The following is a 23,788-nucleotide window of genomic DNA, read 5'->3' on the forward strand; positions in this document are numbered from 1 at the left end:
GGTCTGATTACCAAGTGTGCAAAATGTTCCTACAATGTAGCCACCATATGATAAAGGGAGATTCCTGAAGTCTGCTTTGCAGGCTAAGGGATATCTCCTTTTTCATAAGAATAGCAGGGTTTTGGATTAATGCGGCATGAATATTAAATTCATAGGCCATGGGCTTGCACTATAATGTACTGGAAAATAGTCCGGATTCGATCCGTTTAGTTCATCAATTATGTTTTATTTCATATGGATTGATGCAGCGAATGAACAAGGAGGTACTTTAATGACTGTGATTGAATCATATCTGCAACAACAAACGACTGAGCGCGGACGTTATGCATATCAGGTAGGACAGCCTCTGGAACAGTGGAGTGAACAGCTGCGTTCGGGAATACGTGAACGAATTGGTGGTTTCCCGGTTGAGGATCCAGAGCTGCAAGCTGTCGTGCTGGAGCGTATTGCCTGCGATGGTTACGTAAGAGAACGCGTGGAAATAACGACCTTTGAAGGCTTGCGAATGCCAGTATACATATTGATTCCTAATGAGTTAAGTAACACAAATACACCTGTTCCTGCCATGATTGCCTGTCATGGCCATGGTTATGGGAGCCGGGAGATAAGCGGCATGGAGCCTGACGGCTCACCTCGAACCGCCGCACCGGGACTGCATAAGGATTTTGCCGTATCCCTGGTGCAGCGAGGGTTCATGGTTGCCGCTCCAGAATTGCTCGGATTCGGTGATCGAAGACTGGATGAGGATAAGGATGAACCGCCAGGAATTAGCTCCTGCACGAAGATTGCAGCCCATCTGCTCATGGCCGGACAGACACTGGCCGGACATCGTGTCTACGAGACGATGAGGGTGCTCGATTATTTGTCTACCCGCCCTGAAGTTGATGCAGAGAGGATTGGAATCATGGGCATCTCGGGTGGAGGGCTCGTTGCTGCCTTTACTGCTGCGCTGGATACAAGATTCCGGGCCACGGTCATCAGCGGATATGCCAGTACCTTTCAAGCAAGTATTCTGGACCGGAACCACTGTCTTGATAATTACATTCCAGGCATCTTGCGGGAAGCGGAGCTGCCGGATATTATCGGACTGATCGTGCCAAGACCATTATTCATTGAGGCAGGAAGTGAAGATCGGGTGTTTCCACAGGCTGCGGCAAGGGAAGCGTTCACAAGGTTACAGGAGATCTATACACAAGAGGGTGCACAAGATGTTCTGGGTGCAGACTTCTTCACAGGCGGGCACGAAATCAGTGGCGCCAAGGCGTATGATTGGCTGGATAGGTTTTTATAAAAAAACGCCTCACTGAACATGAAAAATAACCCCGTAGCTACACGCCTCTGGTGTGTAAGCTGCGGGGTTGCCTTTGATTTTTCTAATAGGAATTGAAGTGGTATTCATCATTCCATCATATCCTTGGCCTCATGGTTGACTTTTTTACCTTTGAGCAGCGGTTCAAGTTCATCCTGTACGCTCTGTTCCCAGAGTGGAACGTCTGTCCGGTATGCTGCGCGTGCATTCAAATGCCCGGCAACCGGAGCGGTAATAAAGACAAACACAATGCCAAGAAGTACGCGTGCACTGATGTAGTTATCGAAGTACCAGAAGAAGAAAAATGTTCCGATGAGTACGCAAAACACACCGAGTGTTGTACTTTTAGTCGCTGCATGCGCACGGAGGTAAACATCTGGCAATCGTATGAGTCCAAAGGCGCTAAGTGCACTCAGTAAAGCTCCGCACAGAACGATCAGACCGATAGCAATTTCAGCGGTTCCATTAACGATCTCCTTCATTTTTGAACACCGCCCCCCGTTCAATATAACGTGCGAATGCAACTGTACTTAGAAAAGCAAGAATACCAATCAGCAGAATGATATCCAGATAGGCCTGCGTATGAAGCATCATGGACAGCACTGCTACAATGGCGATGACGTTAATACCTATGGTATCCAGGGCCGTAATCCGGTCAGCCATGGAAGGACCGCGCAGCACACGGTACAAGCAACCCAGGATGGCCAAGGACAGTACAAGCAGGGATATAAATAACATTGAGGATAGCATTATCGCGTCACCTCCATAATGGCTTTTTCAAACGTATTTTTGATATCATCCCTCATTTTTTGTTCATCCTTGATATCCAGCGCATGAATGAACAGCTTCCGTTGATTCCCAGATATCTCAAGTGGTAACGATCCCGGTGTCAGCGAGATGAGCAGGCATAAAAAGGTAACCTCCCAGTCGGAGGATAATTGAGTCTGATAAGTGAATATGCCGGGACTAATTTCAAGCCTGGGCTTGATGATCTGACGAATGACCTCAATACTGGCTCGTATTAATTCCTTGAACAGCAGGTAGAGAAGCTTCATGATGGCCCAGACTCGAACGATATAGAAGCGCTGGGGGAAGAACCGCCGCATACTTCCGATTAACAGTAGACCGAGCAGGTAACCAATAAGAAAACCAACGCCATTCCAGGCATTGTTCAGAAACATCCATACAAAGGCAATGATCAGATTCAGTATGATCTGAAAGGCCATAAGCATCTACTCCTTCAATACTGCATCAATATAAAGATTGGGATGCAGTAGAATGTCGCCTGCTCGGGAGGTGAGCTGAAACATTCCTTCAGCCCCCAAGCCCATGACGATAATAAATATGAACAGGATGCCGGCAGGAATTAAGAGGCCGTTTACCGCGTAAGGCCGTCTAACGATACCTGCTGGCGGTTCGCCCCAGAAGGCCTGAATGAAAATGCGCAGGACCGAATAGAGCATCAGCAGGCTGGAAAGCACCGCAATTCCCGTAAGACCATACAGCCCTGCTTGCAAGCCGCCTTCGAAGAGCAGCAGCTTACCTGGGAAACCACTGAATGGAGGAATACCTGCCAGTGCAAGTGCGCTGATAAAGAACATCCATCCAAGCAGCGGATAACGATGGAGCAATCCACCCATGTTTTCCAGTTTGGATGTACCCGCAACGGCGATCAGGGCACCTCCCAGCAAAAAGAGCAGCGTTTTGATCAACATGTCATGCAGCATGTAGAAGAGCAGCCCTTCCAGAGCCTGACGACTTGCAGCGGCCATGCCGAAGGCCACAAATCCGACACCTGCAACCACGTTATAGACCAAAATTTTGTTCACGTCACGATAGGAGATCGCGCCAATAACCCCGAGAATCATGGTTGCGCCAGCCATCCAGCCGATGAGAGCATTGAAGAAATCCGGATCATGATAAAAAATGAGCGTGAATGTACGCACAATCGCATACAGCCCTACTTTGGTCAGCAATCCGGCGAACAAAGCCGTCACCACGGCAGGGGGAGCTGCATAGGAGCCGGACAGCCAGAAGAAAAGGAACAGGCCCGCCTTGATACTGAATACGATGAGAAAGAGGACAGCAATCAGCGTAATCACACCACTCTGTCCCACCTCGGCAATCCGATTGGACAAGTCCGCCATATTCAGCGTGCCTGTTATCGAATAGAGGAAGCCAATAGAGGCAACAAACAATGCGGATGATACGATGTTAATCAAGACATATTTGATCGTCTCTCGGAGTTGTCTTTCCGTTCCTCCCAGTACGATAAGTGCATAGGAAGAAATCAGCATCAGTTCAAAGCAGACAAAGAGGTTGAACAGGTCACCTGTCAGAAAAGAACCGTTCACGCCTGCAATCAGAAAATGAAAGAAGACGTAAAAATGATGTTCTTCCCGCTCTTGGTTTATGCTTCGAAAAGCATACAGCAGACATGCCAGAGCAATGATGGAAGCAGCCACAACGAGCAGGGCAGATACCATATCAGCTACAAGAACGATACCGTATGGCGGGGCCCAACCGCCCATATTAAGGGTCTGTACGCCTGAGCTCGCCACCTGTGTAATTAATACGGTTGATGCAGCAGCGGTCAATAGTGTCCCCATGACACTGACTATACGCTGCATACGGACTTTGCGGAAAAACAGAATGGTTATTACACCTGTAATTAGCGGCAGCAGCAAAGGCAAAACCACAAGATTATTCATATGGACGTCCCCTTACTTCTTCCATGTCGTCCGTTCTCAATTTTAGATAAGAGCGATAGGACAGAACAAAGAAGAAAGCAGTTAGCCCGAAATTGATGACAATGGAGGTCAAAATCAGCGCCTGGGGCAGCGGATCGACATAGCTTTCTGCCTTTTCTCCCAGCAAGGGAGGAGCACCTGTCTTAAGACGTGACATCGTGATCAGCAGCAGATGCACCCCATGCGTGAGGATGGACATGCCTAACACAATCCGGAGCAGGCTCCGTGACAAGATTAAAAAGACGGCGACGGCAAACAGTATGCCAACGGCAACGCACATCAATATTTCCATATCAGCGATCCTCCCCGATCTGTAGAATGATGGTCATGGTGACGCCAAGGACAGCGATATACACGCCGAGGTCGAACAGCATCGCAGTAGCAAGCTCGGTCTCTCCCAGCAAAGGAAGTTCGAAATAACCGAAGGTCTGGCTGAGGAAGGGAACCCCGAATAAGAAGGAACCGGCGCCCGTCAAAAGGGCAATGGCCAATCCGACAGCCGTCAACGTACGAAAATCGATCGGCAGCGCTTTGCGTACCGTATCCGTACTGAATGCAAGAGCAATCAAGACCAGTGCAGCAGCCGTGACCAATCCTCCGATGAAACCGCCGCCCGGATTATGATGTCCTGCGAAGAACAAATGCAGCGCAAACGTCAGAATGATAAAGACGACTACTTTGGTTGTCGTTTGCAGCAGCACATCGTTACTCTGTAAGGGAACAGTATCCCAAGTGGAGGAGCTGCGTTCCTGGTTTCCATATTTTTTCGTATTATCCGCTTCGTCATCCAGATTATCGTCATCTTTGCTTTCTTCTTTTTTGCGGAACTTCAATCGCGCTCCGAGATCCTTGGCTTCCAGGTTCAGATTGATCATGGAATAGATGGATAATGAAGCTACCCCCAGCACCATAATTTCCAGAATCGTATCAAAGCCGCGGAAGTCAACGAGCAGCACATTGACCACGTTTTTGCCGCCTGCAAGGTTATAGCTCTCCTGAATGAAGAAAGTGGAGATGCTCTCCAGGGAAGCTGTTCCGCTTGCGGCAAGGGCTACGAAGGTCATGACGATACCCACCGCAATAGCGACAATCATGTTCACGCTCAGATACCTGCGGCTGGAACGTCCGCGTTGAAGTTCAGGCAGATGGTAGAAGCACAGCAGGAACAGCGCAACCGACACGGTCTCCACAATCATCTGGGTCAAAGCGAGATCGGGTGCACGGAACAATACAAATAACAGCGTAACCAGATACCCGACAGCTCCAGTCATAATGACCGCAGAGAGTCTGTTTTTCGCAAAAGGAATGGAGACTGCAGCAGCAATCAGGGCGACAAGCAGCACCGCTTCATAGAATGAGAAGGGAGCATGCCCTTTGAAATTCCAGGTAATATTCTCGCCGGAGCGGAAAAAGGCATATCCAAGCAGTGCAACGGTGAACGAGAAGATGTATACCAGATAATTGCGGACAGATCCGTTCATGTAAGCTTCTGTCCATTTGCGAGCATAATGCTGCACATTATCCAGAATGACATGATACATATTGTTAATGGTCAGGCCCTGCGGGTAATGTTCATACACATTTCTCCAGCGAGGTAACAGTTTATACAACGTGATACCAAGAAGAATGACACCGATGGTCATGATTAATTCCGGTGTTATTCCGTGCCATAAGGAGAAGTGAACATCAAAATGCTCGTTTCCGTCCAGTAGCGCTGGAAGCACGGAGGCCATCGCCGGCTCAATAAGCGATCCAGCCAGCAGATCCGGGAAAAGTCCGAATGTAATGACAAGTACACCGAGGATTACCGGAGGAATCAGCATACCAACCGGAGCTTCATGCAGCTTCTCCGCCGGAAGCTCCGTGCGGCGGTTACCGAGGAACGTTTTGAACACGATGATCAGCGCATAGATTAAAGTAAATACACTGGCGAGCCAAGCGAGTACAGGCAATAGGATGCTCCACGAACCAAGTCCGAAGATACGCAGATGTGTCACTTCAACCATGGCTTGGAAGAACAGTTCTTTACTCAAGAAACCGTTGAAAGGCGGAATACCCGCCATGGCAAGTGCGCCCACTAGCGCTACAGTGAACGTGACAGGCATAAAGGAAGCCAGTCCTCCGAGCTTGCGAATATCGCGTGTCCCTGTTTCATGATCGACAATACCGACGACCATAAATAGTGCTGCCTTGAAGGTTGCGTGATTGAAAAGATGAAGCAGGGCAGCTGTAATTGCAACTGTATAGACGGCAGAAGACTCGCCATAACCGAAGTAGAGTGCTGCGGAGCCGATGCCAAGCAGGGACATGATTAATCCAAGCTGTGAGATCGTGGAATATGCAAGAATGGCCTTCAGGTCGTTCTTTTTCACAGCAAGGAATGATCCATAACATAAGGTCAGGAGACCTACGCCAGTGACCAGCCAAAACCAGGTTCCCTCTCCCCCAAAGATGGGCGTGAAGCGGGCTATAACGTACAAGCCAGCCTTAACCATTGTGGCCGAATGCAGGTATGCACTGACGGGTGTTGGAGCTTCCATCGCATCCGGCAGCCAGATGTGGAAGGGAAACTGCGCGGATTTGGTAAATGCCCCGATCAGGATCAGCACCAGTGCAGGCAAAAATAATGCACTATCCTGAATCTGTCCCCATTCCGTAATGGTTGCACGGATACTAAACGTTCCAGTCATCAAGTACATCATCATGAATCCCGCTAACATGGCGAACCCGCCAAACACGGTAATCAAAAACGACTTTTGTGCACCTGAAGTGGAAGCTTTGCGTTTGTAATGAAACGCGATCAGCAAGAAAGACGTGATACTTGTCAGTTCCCAGAATCCGTACAATACAATCATGTTATCGGACAGTACAACGCCCAGCATGGCCCCCATAAACATGAGCAAATATAGGTAGAAACGGCTCAAATCCTCTTTTTTGTCCATGTAGTAAATGGAGTAAAACACCACCAGGACCCCGATCCCGGTAATAAGTAGTGTTAACAGCAGACTTAAGCCATCCAGATATAGATTAAATCCAATGTCCAGAGACGGAATCCAGGGCACATAACCGGAGACCATATTCCGCTGAGACACGGCAGGAATGAGGCTTGCAAAATAACCGAACAACACCGCCGGAACAATAAGAACCGGCCACCCCATATGTATTCTACGGAAGAAGCGGTTCAGCATCGTAAGTAAAATCCCCATGGCGAAAGGGAAAATAACAGCAAGATGAAGCAGGCTCAATATTACACCCCCAATTTCTAGTTGAAGTTCTCTCTGTTCGACAAACATGCTGAATCATCATTTCATCATAGGATGATATGCTTGCTCTCTATATTCATAACCCAAGTATGTATATACAGAATCGTGACTATTCTTTGAATGGAAGAAACACGGCATTCCTGACGACTTAACTTAGCATCCACATGTATAATAAAAAAAGACATTGCTTCCGATATAAATGAAAACGAATAGGTGACATCCCGTGTGCCCTTTCCAGCATGTCTCGTGTTGAAAAAGCAAGATGGTTTCACCGATTATTGGAGGCCAACATGTCTTACAAACTCAGAACGATACTTACCATGACCTTCGCCGTGTTATCCTTGCTGGTAACGTTAACGATCGGTTATATTTTTAGTCAAAAATCAGCGGTCGCTGTAGAAACGGAAATTGGGCATTCTCTGACTAGCACCGCTTCCCAAACAGCAGACAAGCTGGATCGCTTCATGTGGGCGCGGTCCGGAGAACTGGATCTTCTTGGCCAGATGGCCGGGTTGGAAGACCGTTATGAACCTGCTGATATCCAGATGCTGCTGAATCAGCTACAGAATAGCTTTCCCTCATTCTCCTGGGTTGGATTCATGGATCCGAAGGGAAAAGTATTGGCTTCAACGGATGGCATATTGCGTGGTGAAAATTTGTCTGAACGACCTGTGTATCAGGAAGGCATCAAGGGTAAATTTATTGGAGACGTACATAACGCAGTACTTCTCGCCAAACTGCTTCCGAATCCTTCAGGTGAGCCGCTGCAATTTGTCGATATCAGCTTTCCCCTGAAGTATAAAAATGGTGAAGTTTCAGGCGTGCTTGCAGCACATCTAAGCTGGGCGTGGGCAAAAGAGGTGGAAAAGGGTGTCCTGGAGCCTCTGAAATATCAGGAAAAGGACATTGAAATGTTTATCGTGAGCAAAAGAGAGCACACGGTGCTGCTTGGTCCGGAGGAGTGGGTTGGTAAACCACTGGAGTTGTCCGAAATGAAGGCAGCGGAGATTAACAAGACAAGTTGGTCCATCGAGAAATGGGCTGACGGAAAGGAATATGTTACCGGACTCGCTTACAGCCAGGGACATCTGGATTATCCGGGTCTCGGATGGACTATTGTCGTTCGTCAGCTCAAATCAACGGCTTTTGCTTCCGTAACCGACATGTTATGGTTTAATGTCTGGTCGGGGCTTGCAGTTACCGTATTGTTTGCACTTATTGGCTGGTTGATTTCCCGGCGAATCTCCTTTCCAATTACACGCTTAACTCAAGTGGCAGACCGGCTGCGTGCAGGCGAGCAATTACAAATTCCCGAGAACAAAGGCATCAAGGAAATTGAAGTGCTATCCCGCTCGCTGAGCGACATGTTGACTTCGCTAACGAATAAAGATTCGGAACTGGTCGTCATGCAGAATTTGGCCCATTACGACCAACTGACAGGTTTGCCGAACCGGACAGCACTCGAAGTTTATCTGGAGGAATCACTTGAAACGGAGAGTACGGATCATACTTTGACTTTCCTCTATCTGGATTTGGATGGATTCAAAAGTGTGAACGATACCCTTGGGCACCAAACCGGAGACGTCCTGCTTCAAAAAGTGGCCCAGCGTTTGATGGCCCTAAGCCACGACAAGGGAATTACGGTTCGTTTGGGCGGCGATGAATTTCTCATTGTACTCCGTTCCATTGGGGCTAATCCAAAAGAAGAGGCGCGAGCATATGCGGATGAGATTATTCTGAGCTTGAATAAACCATTTATTATTGAATATGAGCGGATCCACATTGGATGCAGTATCGGTGGTGCCGAGTATCCGACAAACAGCGGCAATCCGAGTGAAATTATCCGTATGGCTGATGAAGCCTTGTATGAATCGAAGCGTTCGGGCAAGAATAAAATGACATTCTATGTGGATTTGAACAAGGATCAGGATGAGCAGGATACCCAAAACAAATAAGCATTTATAACGGACTGGAGGAATATCATGTCTGGAAATTATACATCGGTTCCGTACGGTTATGAACCGCCTGCAGCAAGCCGGAAAGGTACACTGATTTTCTACGATTCATTCGAGCATGTGACCGATGAACAACTTCAACATGCAGCAGTCACTTCAGATACGCGTGCATTTACACAGTTGGTACTTTATCCGCTGCATGAGAACACGGTTAAGCGCATGAGCAAGGATGGGGTACAGCCGTATTATAAGAGAGAGGACCGCTTGCATGAGTGGAAGCGAGATCATACGGAGTTCCGCATTAAGGTGGAGGGACTGGAAGGCAAGAGGAAGAAGTACACACCGATGGATTCGGCTCTGCGTCATCTGACTTCTGAATACCCGGCGCCTCATTTTCTGTACCTCACCTCTGAAATGGCGAATCTGTTTGCATCGTTCGACTCGTTCAAGGACTGGATTACGAAACTTCGTCTGCTTATTGATGGCCAGCCAGGTACGCTTCATCCCAAGTTGGAGCAATATGCCCATCGCTGGGAATGGGCCGAGCAAGGCGAATAGATTAGATATAAAAAAAGTTGTACTGCACAACCGAATTCGGTTTGCGGTACAACTTTTTTTGATGACTCTACTACTTACTAAACCTCAACAAGGTCAAGGGAAGTCACGGTTTTGTTTTTACCCGTCCGTTTGGCAGCGTATAGACAGGCATCCACCTCTTCAAACAGCTTTTCTTTGGTTAGCCGGGCATTGAAACTTTTGAGTCCCACACTGACGGTGATGGAATTCCCCTCCAGTTCCAAATGGCCCATCAGGGCTATTTTCTGACGAATCTGTTCCACGAGAGCGTAAGCCTGATCGAAGGACTGTTCGAACATAAGCAATGCGAATTCTTCACCGCCATAACGGGCTGCAATATCGCTTGAAGTGATGTTCTCCTGAATGACATGGGAAACTTTCTCCAGAATGATATCGCCCACCCGATGTCCATAGGTGTCATTGATTGATTTGAAATCATCAATATCAATGAGAGCCAAATGAAGGCTCATACCGCTCTTGGCATACTCATATGCTTTATCGTAATAGTCTTTGAATGAGCTCTGGTTATACAGATTGGTAAGCCCATCGGTTTTGGACTGCTTGGTCATAATGGCATTTCGTACAATCAGTTCCTGCTTGGCCAGCATGCTGTCCTTGAGATCATCCAATACCTCAACACCACTTGTGACAATGACCTGAGCTACATATGTACCGACAATGAGAAAGGCTGGGATGGAGACCATGTCAAAGGAAGTCAAATAGGAACGATAGCCTGAATCAAACAGAACCAAAACATAACCTGTTGTTTGCATCATACATGCCGTCCAGACCCGTTTTCTGCTAAAAAACAAAACCGACGTAAAGATGGGCAGCAGGCTGATCGCTTGAATAATTCGAATGTCATAATTGACATGAATGATCGTCCAGGCAACGACAGTACTGGCGGCCGACATGGCATAAAAGGAATAACTGCTGAAGCGGCGGTCGACCCAGCTGGCAATCATAATGGAAGCAATACTTGAGGCTGTGGGCCAAAATAAAACATAAATGATGAAATCCTCAGGCGTACGATCATAGTCCAGAAAGAGGAAACAGGCGATCTGAACGACGAAATGTGTGATTACGACAACCCAGTACGCATGGAGCATTTTTTTAATCCATTTGGAATGCTTGAATTCATATTCTGTTGGGATATGACTGTTATGTGTTGACAAACTCTTCATATATCACCGCTGACTGCATCATAATGGTACGACAGAATGACTCTCGTATTAGTTGATTATAAAACAGATTGTGCAAAACGCAAATGTTAATTAAATGGGTGAAAACAAAGTGACATAAACGTAGAACCTAAGCAGAAACTTTTCACAGGGACAAACAAATTCCGGATTGAACCTCATAGACTGATACAAGGCTCCGTTCTCATACGATGATTACAATCCTTGATGAAGGAGGTGATCTCCATTCCTCTTGTCGTTCGTTCAACCGTCAACGCTACGGGAGCAATTACGTTTACAGGCAATACCCTCGGTTTGAGTCGTTCCGATGCGGCAGGGGTGCCAGGAACACAGGACAGTATTGGGGCATTCACAACGACCAATACGGCCGCAAGTTTTGGGACATATCCACAGGGTACAACCAATTTATATCAGAACAACAGCTCAGCTGCCATACTTGTTCTTCCTCCGGGGAGTACAGTTTTTTACGCCGAGTTGATTTGGGGCGGAAGTTATATTAATGGCAACGTTAACTTAAGCTCTGCCATCAATAATCCGGTCACATTTATCACACCTGCAGGGACATCGAGTGTTACACCTGACCCGGCGACATACAATCAATTTGATCTGGGCAACGGCGCTGCCGGGTATGTGCGTTCGGCCAATGTTACGACACTTGTGCAAAATGGGGGAGCGGGTACATATATCACCGGAGCGGTTGTCGGAACGATCGTCATCAACAATGATGCCACGGCCAACCATGCAGGCTGGACGCTAGGAGTCATTTATCAAAATCCGAACCTGCCTTTCCGAAACATGTCACTGCGGGCCGGCGGAGTACTTGTCCAATCGACTTCCGCACCGGTAGTTACCACACTGACAGGATTTGCGACTCCGATCTCTGGTACGCTCGGGGGAAGAGCGCTGTTCAGTGCGCAGGAGGGTGATGCAAACCGGACCGGAGACCAGGCGTTATTTGGACCAACGTCGGCGACTTCGGTTGCCTTGTCGGGACCAAACAACCTGGCTGCCAACTTTTTCGCTTCCCAAATCAACGGAGACACCGGAGCACTTAACACGACAGGAACCTTCGGAACCCGGAACCAGATCAACGGTGCACCAGGCTCCAACATTTCTGGCGGACGACAGGGCTGGGACATAACCAATGTGGATGTGTCAGCCAGACTGATTAACAATCAATCTTCAGCCGTGTTGACATTAACAACATCGGGAGATGCATACATCGTCAACGGCAATGCCATTCAAGTCGATATTAACGCACCAAGAATTACCGTATCTAAGGGATCAACGGCCACTGGTGCGGTAGCAGGGGATAGCATTCTCTATACGGTTACCGTTGCCAACGCAGGTACGGCCAGCGCCGCCAGCGTGGTGCTATCGGACTCATTGCCTGCAGGACTTACTTTTATTCCAGGAAGCGTCACCGTTGCAGGTGTATCTCGTCCAACACTGGATATAACCGCAGGCGTTCCGCTGGGTTCATTAAACCTGTCCAGCAGTATTGTTGTAACCTACCGGGCGCTTATCGGACAGGATGCAAGCATTCTGCAGCTTGTGAATTCGGCCAATGCGGCTTTTACGTTTCAGAGTGTGGCAGGAGGTCCGACCATAACAGGTGTAATTCCCTCCAACAGCTCGACACTTCCTGTATATTCACCGAACCTGTCCATTGTGAAGTCTGGGAGTACCACCAATGCTACGGTCGGTGACACGGTAACATACACGCTTCAGGTGAACAACGGAGGGAATGTTGCGGCAAATGTCACATTGACAGATAACATCCCAAGTGGCAGTTCGTATGTAGCAGGCAGCTTCCGCCTGAACGGAAATGTTATTGCAGGTGCCAATCCGGCGACTGGTGTGAATTTGGGCAGCCTTGCTGCAGGCAGCGCGAATACCGTCACCTTTCAAGTGCTTGTCACAAGCTTGCCTACACCGCCAACCCTTGTGGATCAGGCTAACGCTTCATATTCGTTCAACTCTCCTGACGGACGAACCATATCGGGTACAGTAGCATCAAATACTCTAACGATTCCGGTGACTTTACCCAATGTAACCGCAGTTAAATCGGCTTCGGTCAGCGATGTAGCCGTAGGGGAGACATTCACCTATACCGTGGTGACCACGAACGGCGGTATTCAGCCGATTAACAATGTGATTCTTACGGATTCTCTTCCTGCAGGAACCATATTTGTTCCGGGGAGTGTGACCGTAAGGGGAACTGTCGTAGCATCGGCTAACCCGAACAGTGGTATCTCTATTGGAACACTGACTGCAGGGAGTTCTGCGACGGTGACGTTTCAGCTTACGGTTCAAGCCTTGCCTGCATCAGGCTCGCTGCTTAATCGGGCTTCTGTGTCCTATAGTTCAGGTGCATTTACAGGCATTTCCAACTCCAATTCGATTACAACCCCTGTGTACCAGCCGATCATCGCCATCAACAAGTCGGCGAGTCAAACGAATGCAACATTGGGAGATCAGCTAGCATATACACTGGTGGTGACAAACAGCGGAAACATAGCAGCCCAAGTTACGGTAACCGATACCATCCCGGCAGGACTGACGTTTGTTCCGAATTCGGTTACGGTGAATGGTACTGCACGTCCGGGAACCAGCCCCATAACCGGAATAACGCTGGGCAGTCTTTCGCCAGGAGCCACGGCAACGGTGGTGTTTCGCGCTACTCTCAATACACTGCCATCTCCGCCCACACTGGATAATCAGGGTACCGCAACTTATACGTACCAGCTTCCGAGTGGACGGAATCTCTCAGGGTCAAGTCAATCTAATATCGTTCGCATACCTGCGTCGGCCCCTAATATCTCGATTAGCAAAACGGTAAACACACCTGATGCGACAGTAGGCGACATCCTCACCTATACGGTCATTGCAACCAATGCAGGCATAAGTGCAGTCCAAAATCTCGTGATTTCAGATATACCTTCCGGCTCAGAATTTGTACCAGGCAGTGTCACCATTAATGGAACAGCTGCGGGGAGTGCAAGCCCCGTTTCAGGCATTGCTGTTGGAACCTTGAACAGCTCAAGCAGCGTAACTGTTACCTACCAGGCTAGAGTGGCTTCTGTTCCATCTACAGGTTCGGTTACCAACCGTGCAGGTGCAGCTTTTACGTCGGGCAGTTTTAATGGGGTTTCTACATCGATCTCAGTTAGTACACCTGTATTTCAGCCCGTCATCCAAGTGGTAAAATCGGCAAGCACAACGAATCTGACGGTAGGCGATACGTTTAATTACAGCATCCAAATCAACAATACAGGTAATATTGCAGCCACGGTTACCTTGACCGATCCCATTCCAGCCGGAGCTGTATTTAGTACGAATAGTGTCATTATCAACGGGGTGCCCACACCGGGTGTAAGTCCTGCAACAGGAATTAATCTGGGGTCGATCGCAGCTGGCTCAAGCGCAACGGTTACTTTTGTAGCAACGGTCACAAGTTTACCTGAATCAAGACAGCTGACTAACCAGGCGGTCGCATCATTCAATTACACTCTTCCAAGTGGAAGAACAATTGCCGGATTCTCGTCATCCAACACCATCACGATTCCCGTCTCTCTTCCCAATGTAACGATTGTTAACAGTGACAATGTAGAGTACGGCGTAGTCGGGGATGTCATCAGGTACACATCTGTTATTCGCAACAATGGAACAGTAGCCGTTAACAATGTGGTATATGTCAACCCTCTTCCTCCGAATACCCCATTTGTACCCGGAAGCGTCATTGTGAACGGGACTTCATTCCCGCTCTCCAATCCGACCGCCGGCATTCCAATCGGTACTTTGGCTCCAGGAGCTGAGGTTACCGTAACTTTTGAGGTGACGATTACTATGCCGATTCCTTCGCAGATTAACAATCAGTCGACGGTCAGCTTCACATCCGGTTCATTCTCAGGGTCATCATCGTCCAATACGACAGAGACTCCGGTCATTCAACCGCAGATTGCACTTGTCAAAACGGCCAATACCGTTAATGCGACTGTAGGTGATACGGTCGTATACACGGTGACTGTCAGCAACACAGGCAATTTGCAGGCAAATGTTACCGTCACAGATACCATTCCTGCTGCAACTTCTTTTGTAGCTAACAGTGTTGTGGTATCTGGTGTGCCGCAGCCTGGAGCGACGCCTGGAACAGGCATCCCGGTAGGCGTTGTAGCGGCGGGAGCGACAGCGGTTGTCACCTTCGCGGTTGTCGTGGATACCCTTCCGTCACCGCAGCAGCTCAGCAACTTTGCGACATCTTCCTTTACCTTTACACCGCCTGACGGACGAACCTTAACAGGAACAGCCACCTCGAATACGCTGACGTTCCCGGTTTCATCTCCAAACGTAGCTGTCGTTAAAAGCACAACTTCGACTGCGGCTGCTGTAGGCGACACCGTTACTTACTCCATTCTCGTAACGAACAGCGGTATAGCCCCCGTAAACAATATCCAATTGTCGGATCCGATTCCTGCAGGCGCATCCTTTGTCACAGGCAGTGTCACGGTGAACGGGGTGGCGCAACCCGCAGCCAATCCAGCAGGGGGGATATCGCTGGGTACACTTGCTCCGGGAGCCTCCGCAACGATTACTTTCAGTATCCGTGTCGACACGATTCCCCCAAGCGGCCAGTTGAGCAATCGGTCCACTGTGAGTTTTACTTCAGGGGCATTCTCAAGCACGACGTTTTCCAATACAGTGGTTACGTCGGTATTTCAGCCAATTCTCTCGGCACAAAAGACAGCAAGTACACAAAACGCTACGGTCGGAGATACGGTTAGCTATACGGTCACCGTTTCTAATACGGGCAACTATGGTGCCCAAATCAACTTGACGGACAATATCCCTGCGGGAACCATTCTCGTTCCGAACAGTGTCATTGTGAATGGTCAGCCGCTGCCTGCCGCGAATCCAGCCACAGGCATTTCGGCAGGGACTGTCGCTGCTGGTGCAACAACAACCATTACTTTTTCTGTGGTCGTTGATACCTTGCCATCTCCACAGCAGCTGGTGAATCAGGCTTCGGTGGCTCTTTCCTTCACCTTGCCTGACGGACGGACCATTACAGGTTCGGTGCTGTCCAACGTACTAACCATTTCGGTCTCAGCTCCGGACGTCGATGTGGTGAAATCGACGACGTCAACGGCGGTATCTGTCGGTGATATTGTGACGTACAGCGTCGCTGTAACGAATAACGGAATTGCGACGGTGAACAACGTAGTCTTCACGGATGCAGTACCGGCAAGCACTGTCCTCGCGCCAACCGGCGTATTTGTAGATGGTGTGCTCCGCCCGGGTGCCAATCCTTCCACCGGAATAACCATCGGTTCTATCGCACCTGGTGCTACCGTGACCGTTGTATTTAGTGTGCAGGTTACTTCGCTCCCGGCAAGTGCAGTTTTGAACAATCAGTCCACAGTCAGCTTTACTTCAGGCGTGTTCTCAGCCACAACATTTTCCAATACGGTTACAACGCCGGTGTACCAGCCGATCCTGACGGCGGTCAAGACGGGGGATCAGGCGATAGCCACGGTAGGAGATACCGTGGTGTACAGCATCGCCATCTCGAATGCTGGGAACTATGGGGCAGCCGTTACGTTGACCGATACGATCCCGGCCGGGACTGAGCTTGTACCGAATAGCGTTATAATCAATGGGGCATCAGCACCGGGGGCCGACCCCGCCTCAGGTATTCCGCTGGGCGTCGTTTCCACAACGACCATGGTCATGTTCTCGGTCGTCATTGTTACCCTTCCTTTGAGCCAGTCCATAACGAATCAGGCTTCCGCAACTTTTACGTATACACTGCCAGATGGAAGAACGCTGGGGGGCAGTCTAACATCCAATTCACTTAACATCCAGGTGTCTGCTCCGGATGTAAGTGTAACGAAGACCACAGCTGCGGTAGATGCGGTGGTCGGTGATACGATCGTATACGAAATGGTTGTAACCAACAACGGAATTGATCCCATTAACAATGTGGTACTGAGCGATCCGATCGATCCTGCCACAACATTTGTCACCGGAAGTGTTCTGGTGGATGGCGTACCGCGCGCCTCGGCTAATCCAGCTCTGGGAATCGCACTCGGCACAATTGCACCCGGCGCCTCAGTAGCAGTATCCTATGCCGTCCGTGTCAATTCACTTCCTGCTCCACCCGTTGTGAGCAGTCAATCATCCGTAAGCTTCACATCGGGTGTCTTCTCGGGTGCTTCTTACTCAAATACGGTAATCACACCGATCTATCAACCAATCATTGCCGTGACCAAGACAGCAAACACATCCAATGCGACAATCGGCGACACCATCGTGTACTCTTTCTCGATCAATAACAGCGGAAATTTGGCTGCCAATCTGACATTGACAGATGACATTCCGGATGGGGCTGTGCTTCTTCCGAACAGTGTCTTGATTGATGGTGTTCCACAGCCAGGTGCCAATCCGGAAGCCGGAATCGTGGTAGGTACCATACCACCAGGTGGATCTGTTAATGTGACCGTCACCCTGGAAGTTACCGTGGACACTTTACCGCAGAATCAGCAGCTAATCAATCAGGCCGTGGCCAATTATACGTTCAGTCCGCCGGATGGCCGTCAGTTAACGGGAACCGTATCCTCCAACGTTCTGGTTATTCCTGTTTCTTCACCGGATGTAGTCGTTGTCAAAAGTACAGACGCCATTGATGCTGTTGTCGGTGATGTCATTACCTATACGGTTGTTGTAACGAACGCGGGTATCCAGGTGGTCAACAATGTGGTGATGGTAGACCCTGTACCTGTAGGAACGGTGTTTGTGCCTGGAAGTGTTACGGTGGATGGAGTGCCACGGCCAACTGGTAACCCAAATACGGGAATAACGATCGGATCAATCGCTGCTGGTGCTTCGGTAACCGTTACATTCAGAGTAGAGGTCGTGGTGATATGAGCCAATCCTCCGGTCCGTTGTCCCACTGGCTACAGAATCAGTCACTGGTTCGATTCAGCTCGGGTACGACTGAACTGGAACAGGTGGCTTATTCCAACACCGTTGTTACACCATGGGTTGGACCCAAACTTGAAGTAAGAAAGGGCTGCAATGTGACTGTTGCTGCACTGGGGCAGTCACTAACTTATCAGATTGAGGTCAGGAATACGGGGAATCGAACAGCCACCGTTTCTGTGGTCGACCCGCTTTCGGAAGATACGTCACTCCTTCCGAACAGTGTACTTCGCGATGGTATTCCGTTACCAGGGGCATCACCCGAACTCGGGCTGCCTCCTGCGGAGGTGGCACCAGGAGCTATCCTGCGCTACCACTTTCAAGTTGCCATCGTGCGATTACCTCCGACATTAAAGGTGTTGAATCAGGCGCAGGTAAACTATGAATTTCTAACACCAGAAGGCAGGACGGTTACAGGCCGAGAATTTTCCAATACGGTTGAGGTCACTCTGGCCTCATCTTGTCTGGAGATAGCCCTTCAGTCGGACCATATCCCGACCTTCTCAGGGGATATTGTTTTGTACAGTGTTGTTGTGAGCAATCCGGGATTTCTGACAGCTGCAGGTGCCAAGGTGACCATCGCTTTGGCTCCTGGCCTTGTGTTTATTCCCGCAAGTGTTGTAATCAATGGAATGTTTGCCCCTCAGATGACCCCAGATTCAGGAATGGAAATCGGTGACATTGAGCCCGGAAGTACGGTTACCATTCAATATCGGGTACAGGTTGTTTCGGTAAGAGATGCTGAAAGCATTCCAACTCAGGCGGTGCTGGAGTATACTTCTGCAGGCAAGCAGGAGATTGTTTATTCGAACGAAGTTATACTTGAAGTCATCCAGCCTTTGATCTCGATTCAAAAGAGGGTACATCCAGTAGTTGCCTCAGTCAATGACACCATACGATATGACATTACCATAGCGAATGAAAGCAATTATGCGGTGGATGCCAAGGTGTCAGATTCATTGCCAGCCGGCATGACTTTTCTGGAAGGGAGTCTTAGCTGGAATGGAGTCAAGCGGCCCGGGGCCAATCCGGTCAAAGGCGTTAGCCTGGGAACATTGACAGCACGGTCTGTCATTAACATTCAATTTGAAGCCAAAATTATTGAACACGGGACTGTGGTGCCTGAATCATTCGAGCTGGTGAACCAGGCGCGTCTCTTGTATACGTATCGATTGCCTGATTCACGTACGGTGCAGCGCATGGCCGCTTCCAACGAAGCAACAGTCTACCTGAAGAGTCCTATGATTAAGGTCCACGTTGAAGTGAACCCCAATTTAGTCGAGCAGGGAGGATCTGTTATTTTTCAGGTCCGAGTCGAGAATACAGGCTCTCTGTCTGCTCGTGTACAGTTGACAGGCGTTCTTCCACCGGGAGCCAAATGGCGCGCTCAAGCGGAAGGTCAAGTTCAATGGAACATACCCGAATACTCTTCGCCAAGATATCTGCATCTGGGAGAACTGGCTCCGGGTGCGGAGAAAAACATCTCTTATGTAGCGCAGCTATCGCCAGAGGAGACGGGAACGCTGAATGGTTTCCTGACTGCCCTGTATACCTATGAACTCAATGGACAGAGAAGAAGCGGTGAAGCTCGGTCAAACGAGTACACGATTGTGATCGAATACCGCGATGAATAACGTCAATCAAATAACAGTGATGAATTGGGAAATTTGCTCCAAATGACTTCCATGACATTACACGAACGCAAATGAATGGTATACTAATTGAATATGCCCTCGGCAAACAACCCGTGGAATCGGGACGTCGGATTAGCTGTAGAGGAGGCCTCCACATTGGCAAAAGCAAAAGTTGCAAAAAGACCTACACGGGATGAATTTGAGCTGGAAGAGCTGGGGAATCAATTGGTTGAAGCGTATCATGAGCGTTCGGAAGTGCTGTTGACGGTATGGGGGAAAGAAGAGCAGGTGCAAGGGGTTATTGTTAAGCTGGATTCCCGTACTCGGCTGGTACATGTTGAACACACTGAAGAGGAGTTCATGGCAAAAGTACCTTTTCTCGATATCATGCGGGTGGAATCTCCCCGTTATTAAGAAGTGCAATTTTAAATAATAGGGCATTCGCCCGGTCAAACCCGCTCTTCCTGCATAAGATATCCCATACCTGTTGCAGAGGAGGTACGGTCAATGAGCGAAGTATTAGGTGGAGAAACAAGAGGCTACGGATACGGAGGTTTCACTTCTGTAGGTGCCATTCTGGTTCTGTTCATCCTGTTGGTTATCATCTCCAAAGCGTTCTTGGTATAATTCATTTCTCCAAATGAATGAAGAGAGCTCTGCCATTCCGGCAGAGCTTTCTTTTATTCTGATTCGCTGCATATCTCATATGAAGAACATAAATTCGTTCATTGGCCGATTAGGTAGATAATCCATGTCAGTCGAACGTTCATTATGATAGAATAGGACCATTCCTAGAGAAAGCATGAGGTGTGTCAAACATGAGTAAAGAGCTAACACAAGCATTGAACCAACAGATGAACTTTGAATTTTATTCTGCCCATGTATACCTCGCGATGGCAGCATACTGTTCCAGTGAAAGTCTGGACGGCTTCGCGAATTTCTTCATTGTACAGGCTGAAGAAGAACGATTCCATGGCATGAAAATATACAAGTTCCTGAATGATCGCGGACAACGCGCGACGCTGGAGGCTTTGCCGGAACCGAAAAATGAGTATACTTCCATGCTGGATGTGTTCGAGCACGGATATGCACATGAACAGCAAAACACGAAGAAATTCTACAACCTGGCCGACATTGCCCTGAATGAGCGCGAGCACGCCACGATGTATTTCCTGAAATGGTTCATTGATGAGCAGGTAGAAGAAGAAGCGTTGTTTGACAGCATCATTCAGAAGCTGCGCCGTATTGAAAAAGACAGCAATGCCTTCTACATGCTTGACGCTGAGTTCGGTAAACGTTCATTCACCGCTCCTGCAGAGTGATAGGAGTGCAAATTAGTCACACGTATTCCATGTTCATGGAGTATACCGTTCTACATATGAAAAGTCTGCCTTTGTGCAGGCTTTTTTTACTGTGTTTTTTAGTTCTAATGGATCTAAAAGGAACAACTTTTAACTTGAATCTATCAGATCATTCAAAATAGGTTAATGAAACATATGTCAAAAAAGATCTATCCTCACGGGCATGATTTTCACTGGAAATCTATCAATTTCGTTTTATTTCATTGGCTAATCTGACAAAAGTGTAACTCGAACGTAGCATTTGAAGCGAGAATGAGGCATGTCCTTTTTGTTAGTATTTAGATTATCGCCAAGGGATGCAATGAGAGATTCGAAGACACCCGGGGAAATACGAGACACAAGGGAGATTTATATTTATGTTACATATTCGCAAGTCATTTATTGCTGCACTCGCCATCTTACTTATGATTCCACTCCTGCTGCCTCAGTCAGCATCCGCGAAGCCAAGTGCTTCAAGCTCTGCTGGAGCAAAAGCGAATGCGAAGATCATATATCTTACGTTTGATGATGGGCCTACAGCCCATACAGGACAACTGCTGGATATCTTGGATCAGTATCATGCCAAAGCGACATTCTTTATGCTCGGACCGGAAATGAAGCAATTTCAAAAAGCAACGAAACGGATTGTTGCGGATGGGCATGGCTTGGGACTTCATGGTGTCACACACGTTCCTAGCAAGTTTTATCAATCGGCATATAGCGGCTTGAAGGAAATGCAGCAGGCGAATATGACGCTAAACAAAGTTGCTGGAGTGAAAACAAGTCTTGTTCGTACACCTTATGGCAGTAAGCCATATCTCAAATCATCTTACCGTAAAGTATTGCTTGCTCAGGGTGGATTCCACCTCTGGGATTGGAATGTGGACTCCGAAGATTGGAAATACAAGAAAGATCACCAAAAGGTCTACAACAGTGTAATGAAGCAGATCCACACGGTTCAAAAGAGCGGTACAACACCGGTTGTACTCATGCATGATCAGGAAGCGACATTAAAAGTACTTCCGCAATTGTTGAAAACATTGAAAGCAGAAGGATACCAATTCAAAGTATTGACCAAAAAAGTACAGCCGGTTAATTTCTGGAACGATAAACGTTAATCTAGTTAAACTCGAAGTAATAATGAAACATAATTCACTGGAAATAAAGACATCGAGGAGGCTAGCATCATGAAAAAGCAAAAACGTTGGGTCATCATTCCTGTTACCACTGCTGTGTTACTTGCGCTTGCAGGTTGTGGAGGGCAGGATGACAATACGTCACAGGCAAGCAATACGCCTACTTCGACTTCAGGAGAGCAAACTCAATCCGGGAGCGGTGGGGCGGATCTTGCGAACACTTCAGAAGGAAGCAATACGGCAGCAGGCTCGGCCAATAATGAAGATAGCTCAGAGGATACCAGCACATCCGCAGGTGAAACAACCGGAACACAAGGGCAATCCAGCATGAATGATGTCATTCAGGAAATTCGCAGCCAGTTGAAGATGAAGAATGCCGTGCTGCCGACTTCATTCGCCCTGGATAAAGGTAAACATCTGGCAGCAGCCATTCCTGTCAATTCGTCAGATGCTTTCAAAGTGAATTTCTATTCCGTAGATCAGTCCATTCCGGTCAATGATGCTTCTTTGACGTCTTCCACTAACGCACCTAATGTGCTCGCATCCTATGAAGTGAAGACTTATAAGGACCCGGATAGTTCAGGGATTTTCCCGGATACGGATCTGGACAACATTCCTGATGAAATGACCGTTGATCTTGGACATGGAATCAAAGGAATGGTCGAAGGTGCCGCAGGGAGTCAGTATCTAACCTGGAAGGAAGGCAGATGGACGCTGCAAATCCGATCGGTTTCCGAAGATAAGATGAACAATCCGGGAATTGCCAAGAAAATGGTCGAGTACCTGGAATCACATACACTGCCTGCTCCGAAGGACAAAGGCTTCGTAAACGTGGAGTATCCGAGTGGCGGGAAAACGGTGAATGTTACGATCTCATGGCAGGAAGGCAAGCAAATCCATCAGCTGCAAACGAACCAGGTGCCGAATAACGCATTAGGTATGGTTGCATCGGTCCAATAAATAGATGTAAATAAAATAGCTTGGCTGGGAGTGAAAGCTCCTGACCAAGCTATTATTTGTGTCGTAATGGGTTGAAGCGGTACTTTCATTTGAACCAGCCCTTTTCCTTGGAACGGGTGATGGCTTCAATCCGATTGCTTGCATTTAATTTGTTCAAAATGATGGATATATAGTTGCGGACCGTACCGGTTGTAATAAAGAGGTGTTTGGCAATTTCCTTCGTGTTCTTGCCATCAGCCATGAGGCCGAGAACGGCATTCTCTCGCTCCGTAAGCGGATTTTCCTCTACATAGGCCTCGTCCACCAGATCAGGGGCGAAGATCCGACGTCCGTTCATAACCTGGCGTATGGCTTCAGCCAATTCCTCGATTGGACTGTCCTTTAACAGGTAACCTCTAACTCCGCCTTTTAGTGCACGTTCGAAATACCCTGTTCGAGCAAAGGTCGTTAAGATAATGACTTTGCAGTTCGTTCCTTTCAGTTCCTCTGCAGCTTCCAGCCCACTTTTGATAGGCATTTCAATGTCCATTAGGCATATATCCGGTGTATGCTGCTGGACGAGTTCAAGCGCCTCCTGCCCGTTGCTTGCCCGGCCAACCACTTCCATGTCTTCTTCCAGATTAAGCAGGGAGGAGAGGGCACCCAGCATCATGCGTTGGTCTTCGGCGATGACGATTTTGATCAT

18 protein-coding genes are annotated in these 23,788 nt (G+C 48.4%); 10 read left to right on the forward strand and 8 right to left on the reverse strand.

Annotated elements, in window-relative coordinates; genetic code table 11:
• Nucleotides 1-271: 271 nt before the first annotated feature.
• Nucleotides 272-1,291: an alpha/beta hydrolase family protein gene (locus tag AC3RCI_RS12340; RefSeq protein WP_492529216.1), complete on the forward strand. Its 1,020-nt coding sequence runs from the start codon at nt 272-274 to the stop codon at nt 1,289-1,291.
• A gap of 107 nt (nt 1,292-1,398) precedes the next feature.
• On the opposite strand, the gene mnhG is transcribed toward AC3RCI_RS12340, so the two are convergent.
• The 6 genes from mnhG to AC3RCI_RS12370 are packed head-to-tail and all read right to left on the reverse strand — an operon-like array spanning nt 1,399 to nt 7,304.
• On the reverse strand, nt 1,399-1,791 hold the full coding sequence (gene mnhG, locus AC3RCI_RS12345) for a monovalent cation/H(+) antiporter subunit G (RefSeq protein ID WP_110822468.1): 393 nt from the start codon (nt 1,789-1,791) through the stop codon (nt 1,399-1,401).
• Nucleotides 1,775-2,059 carry a Na(+)/H(+) antiporter subunit F1 gene (locus AC3RCI_RS12350; protein WP_095287537.1) on the reverse strand — a complete coding sequence of 95 codons (285 nt, stop codon included), beginning with the start codon at nt 2,057-2,059 and terminating at the stop codon, nt 1,775-1,777. The genes mnhG and AC3RCI_RS12350 overlap by 17 nt, the downstream gene beginning before the upstream one ends.
• Nucleotides 2,059-2,535, reverse strand: coding sequence for a Na+/H+ antiporter subunit E (locus tag AC3RCI_RS12355; protein ID WP_239298569.1), 477 nt, complete (start codon nt 2,533-2,535; stop codon nt 2,059-2,061). Before AC3RCI_RS12355 ends, AC3RCI_RS12350 begins: the two co-directional genes overlap by 1 nt.
• A gap of 6 nt (nt 2,536-2,541) precedes the next feature.
• The gene (locus AC3RCI_RS12360) at nt 2,542-4,020 is read right to left on the reverse strand and encodes a Na+/H+ antiporter subunit D (RefSeq protein ID WP_336779776.1); all 1,479 of its coding nucleotides are present in this window, start codon (nt 4,018-4,020) and stop codon (nt 2,542-2,544) included.
• On the reverse strand, nt 4,013-4,351 hold the full coding sequence (locus AC3RCI_RS12365; protein WP_095287534.1) for a Na(+)/H(+) antiporter subunit C: 339 nt from the start codon (nt 4,349-4,351) through the stop codon (nt 4,013-4,015). The genes AC3RCI_RS12360 and AC3RCI_RS12365 overlap by 8 nt, the downstream gene beginning before the upstream one ends.
• A 1-nt stretch (nt 4,352) precedes the next feature.
• Nucleotides 4,353-7,304 carry a Na+/H+ antiporter subunit A gene (locus AC3RCI_RS12370; protein ID WP_492529218.1) on the reverse strand — a complete coding sequence of 984 codons (2,952 nt, stop codon included), beginning with the start codon at nt 7,302-7,304 and terminating at the stop codon, nt 4,353-4,355.
• A 308-nt stretch (nt 7,305-7,612) separates the two neighbouring features.
• Between AC3RCI_RS12370 and AC3RCI_RS12375 the strand changes: the two genes are divergently transcribed.
• Complete coding sequence (locus AC3RCI_RS12375) at nt 7,613-9,277, forward strand: sensor domain-containing diguanylate cyclase (RefSeq protein ID WP_336779778.1); 1,665 nt, start codon at nt 7,613-7,615, stop codon at nt 9,275-9,277.
• Nucleotides 9,278-9,304: 27 nt separating this feature from the next.
• Nucleotides 9,305-9,835, forward strand: coding sequence for a hypothetical protein (locus AC3RCI_RS12380; protein WP_336779779.1), 531 nt, complete (start codon nt 9,305-9,307; stop codon nt 9,833-9,835).
• A gap of 77 nt (nt 9,836-9,912) precedes the next feature.
• On the opposite strand, the gene AC3RCI_RS12385 is transcribed toward AC3RCI_RS12380, so the two are convergent.
• Nucleotides 9,913-11,037, reverse strand: coding sequence for a GGDEF domain-containing protein (locus AC3RCI_RS12385; protein ID WP_336779780.1), 1,125 nt, complete (start codon nt 11,035-11,037; stop codon nt 9,913-9,915).
• Between the two features lie 222 nt (nt 11,038-11,259).
• Here AC3RCI_RS12385 and AC3RCI_RS12390 point away from each other — a divergent pair, with 222 nt between their 5' ends.
• From AC3RCI_RS12390 to AC3RCI_RS12420, 7 genes are all read left to right on the forward strand, one after another.
• Complete coding sequence (locus AC3RCI_RS12390; protein ID WP_336780230.1) at nt 11,260-17,979, forward strand: DUF7507 domain-containing protein; 6,720 nt, start codon at nt 11,260-11,262, stop codon at nt 17,977-17,979.
• Nucleotides 17,976-19,667: a hypothetical protein gene (locus tag AC3RCI_RS12395; protein ID WP_492529220.1), complete on the forward strand. Its 1,692-nt coding sequence runs from the start codon at nt 17,976-17,978 to the stop codon at nt 19,665-19,667. Before AC3RCI_RS12390 ends, AC3RCI_RS12395 begins: the two co-directional genes overlap by 4 nt.
• A gap of 156 nt (nt 19,668-19,823) precedes the next feature.
• Nucleotides 19,824-20,081, forward strand: a complete 258-nt coding sequence (locus AC3RCI_RS12400) for a YolD-like family protein (RefSeq protein WP_095287528.1) — start codon at nt 19,824-19,826, stop codon at nt 20,079-20,081.
• Between the two features lie 93 nt (nt 20,082-20,174).
• Entirely contained in the window at nt 20,175-20,294 is a 120-nt protein-coding gene (locus tag AC3RCI_RS12405; protein WP_017688846.1) for a hypothetical protein, read from the forward strand.
• A 191-nt stretch (nt 20,295-20,485) separates the two neighbouring features.
• Nucleotides 20,486-20,989 carry a ferritin-like domain-containing protein gene (locus AC3RCI_RS12410; RefSeq protein WP_154893447.1) on the forward strand — a complete coding sequence of 168 codons (504 nt, stop codon included), beginning with the start codon at nt 20,486-20,488 and terminating at the stop codon, nt 20,987-20,989.
• A gap of 395 nt (nt 20,990-21,384) precedes the next feature.
• Nucleotides 21,385-22,125: a polysaccharide deacetylase family protein gene (locus tag AC3RCI_RS12415; protein WP_336779782.1), complete on the forward strand. Its 741-nt coding sequence runs from the start codon at nt 21,385-21,387 to the stop codon at nt 22,123-22,125.
• Nucleotides 22,126-22,194: 69 nt separating this feature from the next.
• Nucleotides 22,195-23,103 (forward strand): hypothetical protein, encoded by a 909-nt coding sequence (locus AC3RCI_RS12420; protein ID WP_336779783.1) that lies wholly within the window; start codon nt 22,195-22,197, stop codon nt 23,101-23,103.
• An 85-nt stretch (nt 23,104-23,188) separates the two neighbouring features.
• Here AC3RCI_RS12420 and AC3RCI_RS12425 read toward each other — a convergent pair whose 3' ends face one another.
• Nucleotides 23,189-23,788, reverse strand: a complete 600-nt coding sequence (locus AC3RCI_RS12425) for a response regulator (RefSeq protein WP_154893444.1) — start codon at nt 23,786-23,788, stop codon at nt 23,189-23,191.

The organism is Paenibacillus sp. MT124 (assembly GCF_058792755.1).

Excerpts from the sequence above, each read along its gene's own strand:
- AC3RCI_RS12340 (WP_492529216.1), top strand. The coding sequence starts at position 272 with ATGACTGTGATTGAATCATATCTGCAACAACAAACGACTGAGCGCGGA.
- mnhG (WP_110822468.1), bottom strand. The coding sequence starts at position 1,791 with ATGAAGGAGATCGTTAATGGAACCGCTGAAATTGCTATCGGTCTGATC.
- AC3RCI_RS12350 (WP_095287537.1), bottom strand. The coding sequence starts at position 2,059 with ATGCTATCCTCAATGTTATTTATATCCCTGCTTGTACTGTCCTTGGCC.
- AC3RCI_RS12355 (WP_239298569.1), bottom strand. The coding sequence starts at position 2,535 with ATGGCCTTTCAGATCATACTGAATCTGATCATTGCCTTTGTATGGATG.
- AC3RCI_RS12360 (WP_336779776.1), bottom strand. The coding sequence starts at position 4,020 with ATGAATAATCTTGTGGTTTTGCCTTTGCTGCTGCCGCTAATTACAGGT.
- AC3RCI_RS12365 (WP_095287534.1), bottom strand. The coding sequence starts at position 4,351 with ATGGAAATATTGATGTGCGTTGCCGTTGGCATACTGTTTGCCGTCGCC.
- AC3RCI_RS12375 (WP_336779778.1), top strand. The coding sequence starts at position 7,613 with ATGTCTTACAAACTCAGAACGATACTTACCATGACCTTCGCCGTGTTA.
- AC3RCI_RS12380 (WP_336779779.1), top strand. The coding sequence starts at position 9,305 with ATGTCTGGAAATTATACATCGGTTCCGTACGGTTATGAACCGCCTGCA.
- AC3RCI_RS12385 (WP_336779780.1), bottom strand. The coding sequence starts at position 11,037 with ATGAAGAGTTTGTCAACACATAACAGTCATATCCCAACAGAATATGAA.
- AC3RCI_RS12390 (WP_336780230.1), top strand. The coding sequence starts at position 11,260 with ATGAAGGAGGTGATCTCCATTCCTCTTGTCGTTCGTTCAACCGTCAAC.
- AC3RCI_RS12395 (WP_492529220.1), top strand. The coding sequence starts at position 17,976 with ATGAGCCAATCCTCCGGTCCGTTGTCCCACTGGCTACAGAATCAGTCA.
- AC3RCI_RS12405 (WP_017688846.1), top strand. The coding sequence starts at position 20,175 with ATGAGCGAAGTATTAGGTGGAGAAACAAGAGGCTACGGATACGGAGGT.
- AC3RCI_RS12410 (WP_154893447.1), top strand. The coding sequence starts at position 20,486 with ATGAGTAAAGAGCTAACACAAGCATTGAACCAACAGATGAACTTTGAA.
- AC3RCI_RS12415 (WP_336779782.1), top strand. The coding sequence starts at position 21,385 with ATGTTACATATTCGCAAGTCATTTATTGCTGCACTCGCCATCTTACTT.
- AC3RCI_RS12420 (WP_336779783.1), top strand. The coding sequence starts at position 22,195 with ATGAAAAAGCAAAAACGTTGGGTCATCATTCCTGTTACCACTGCTGTG.
- AC3RCI_RS12425 (WP_154893444.1), bottom strand. The coding sequence starts at position 23,788 with ATGATCAAAATCGTCATCGCCGAAGACCAACGCATGATGCTGGGTGCC.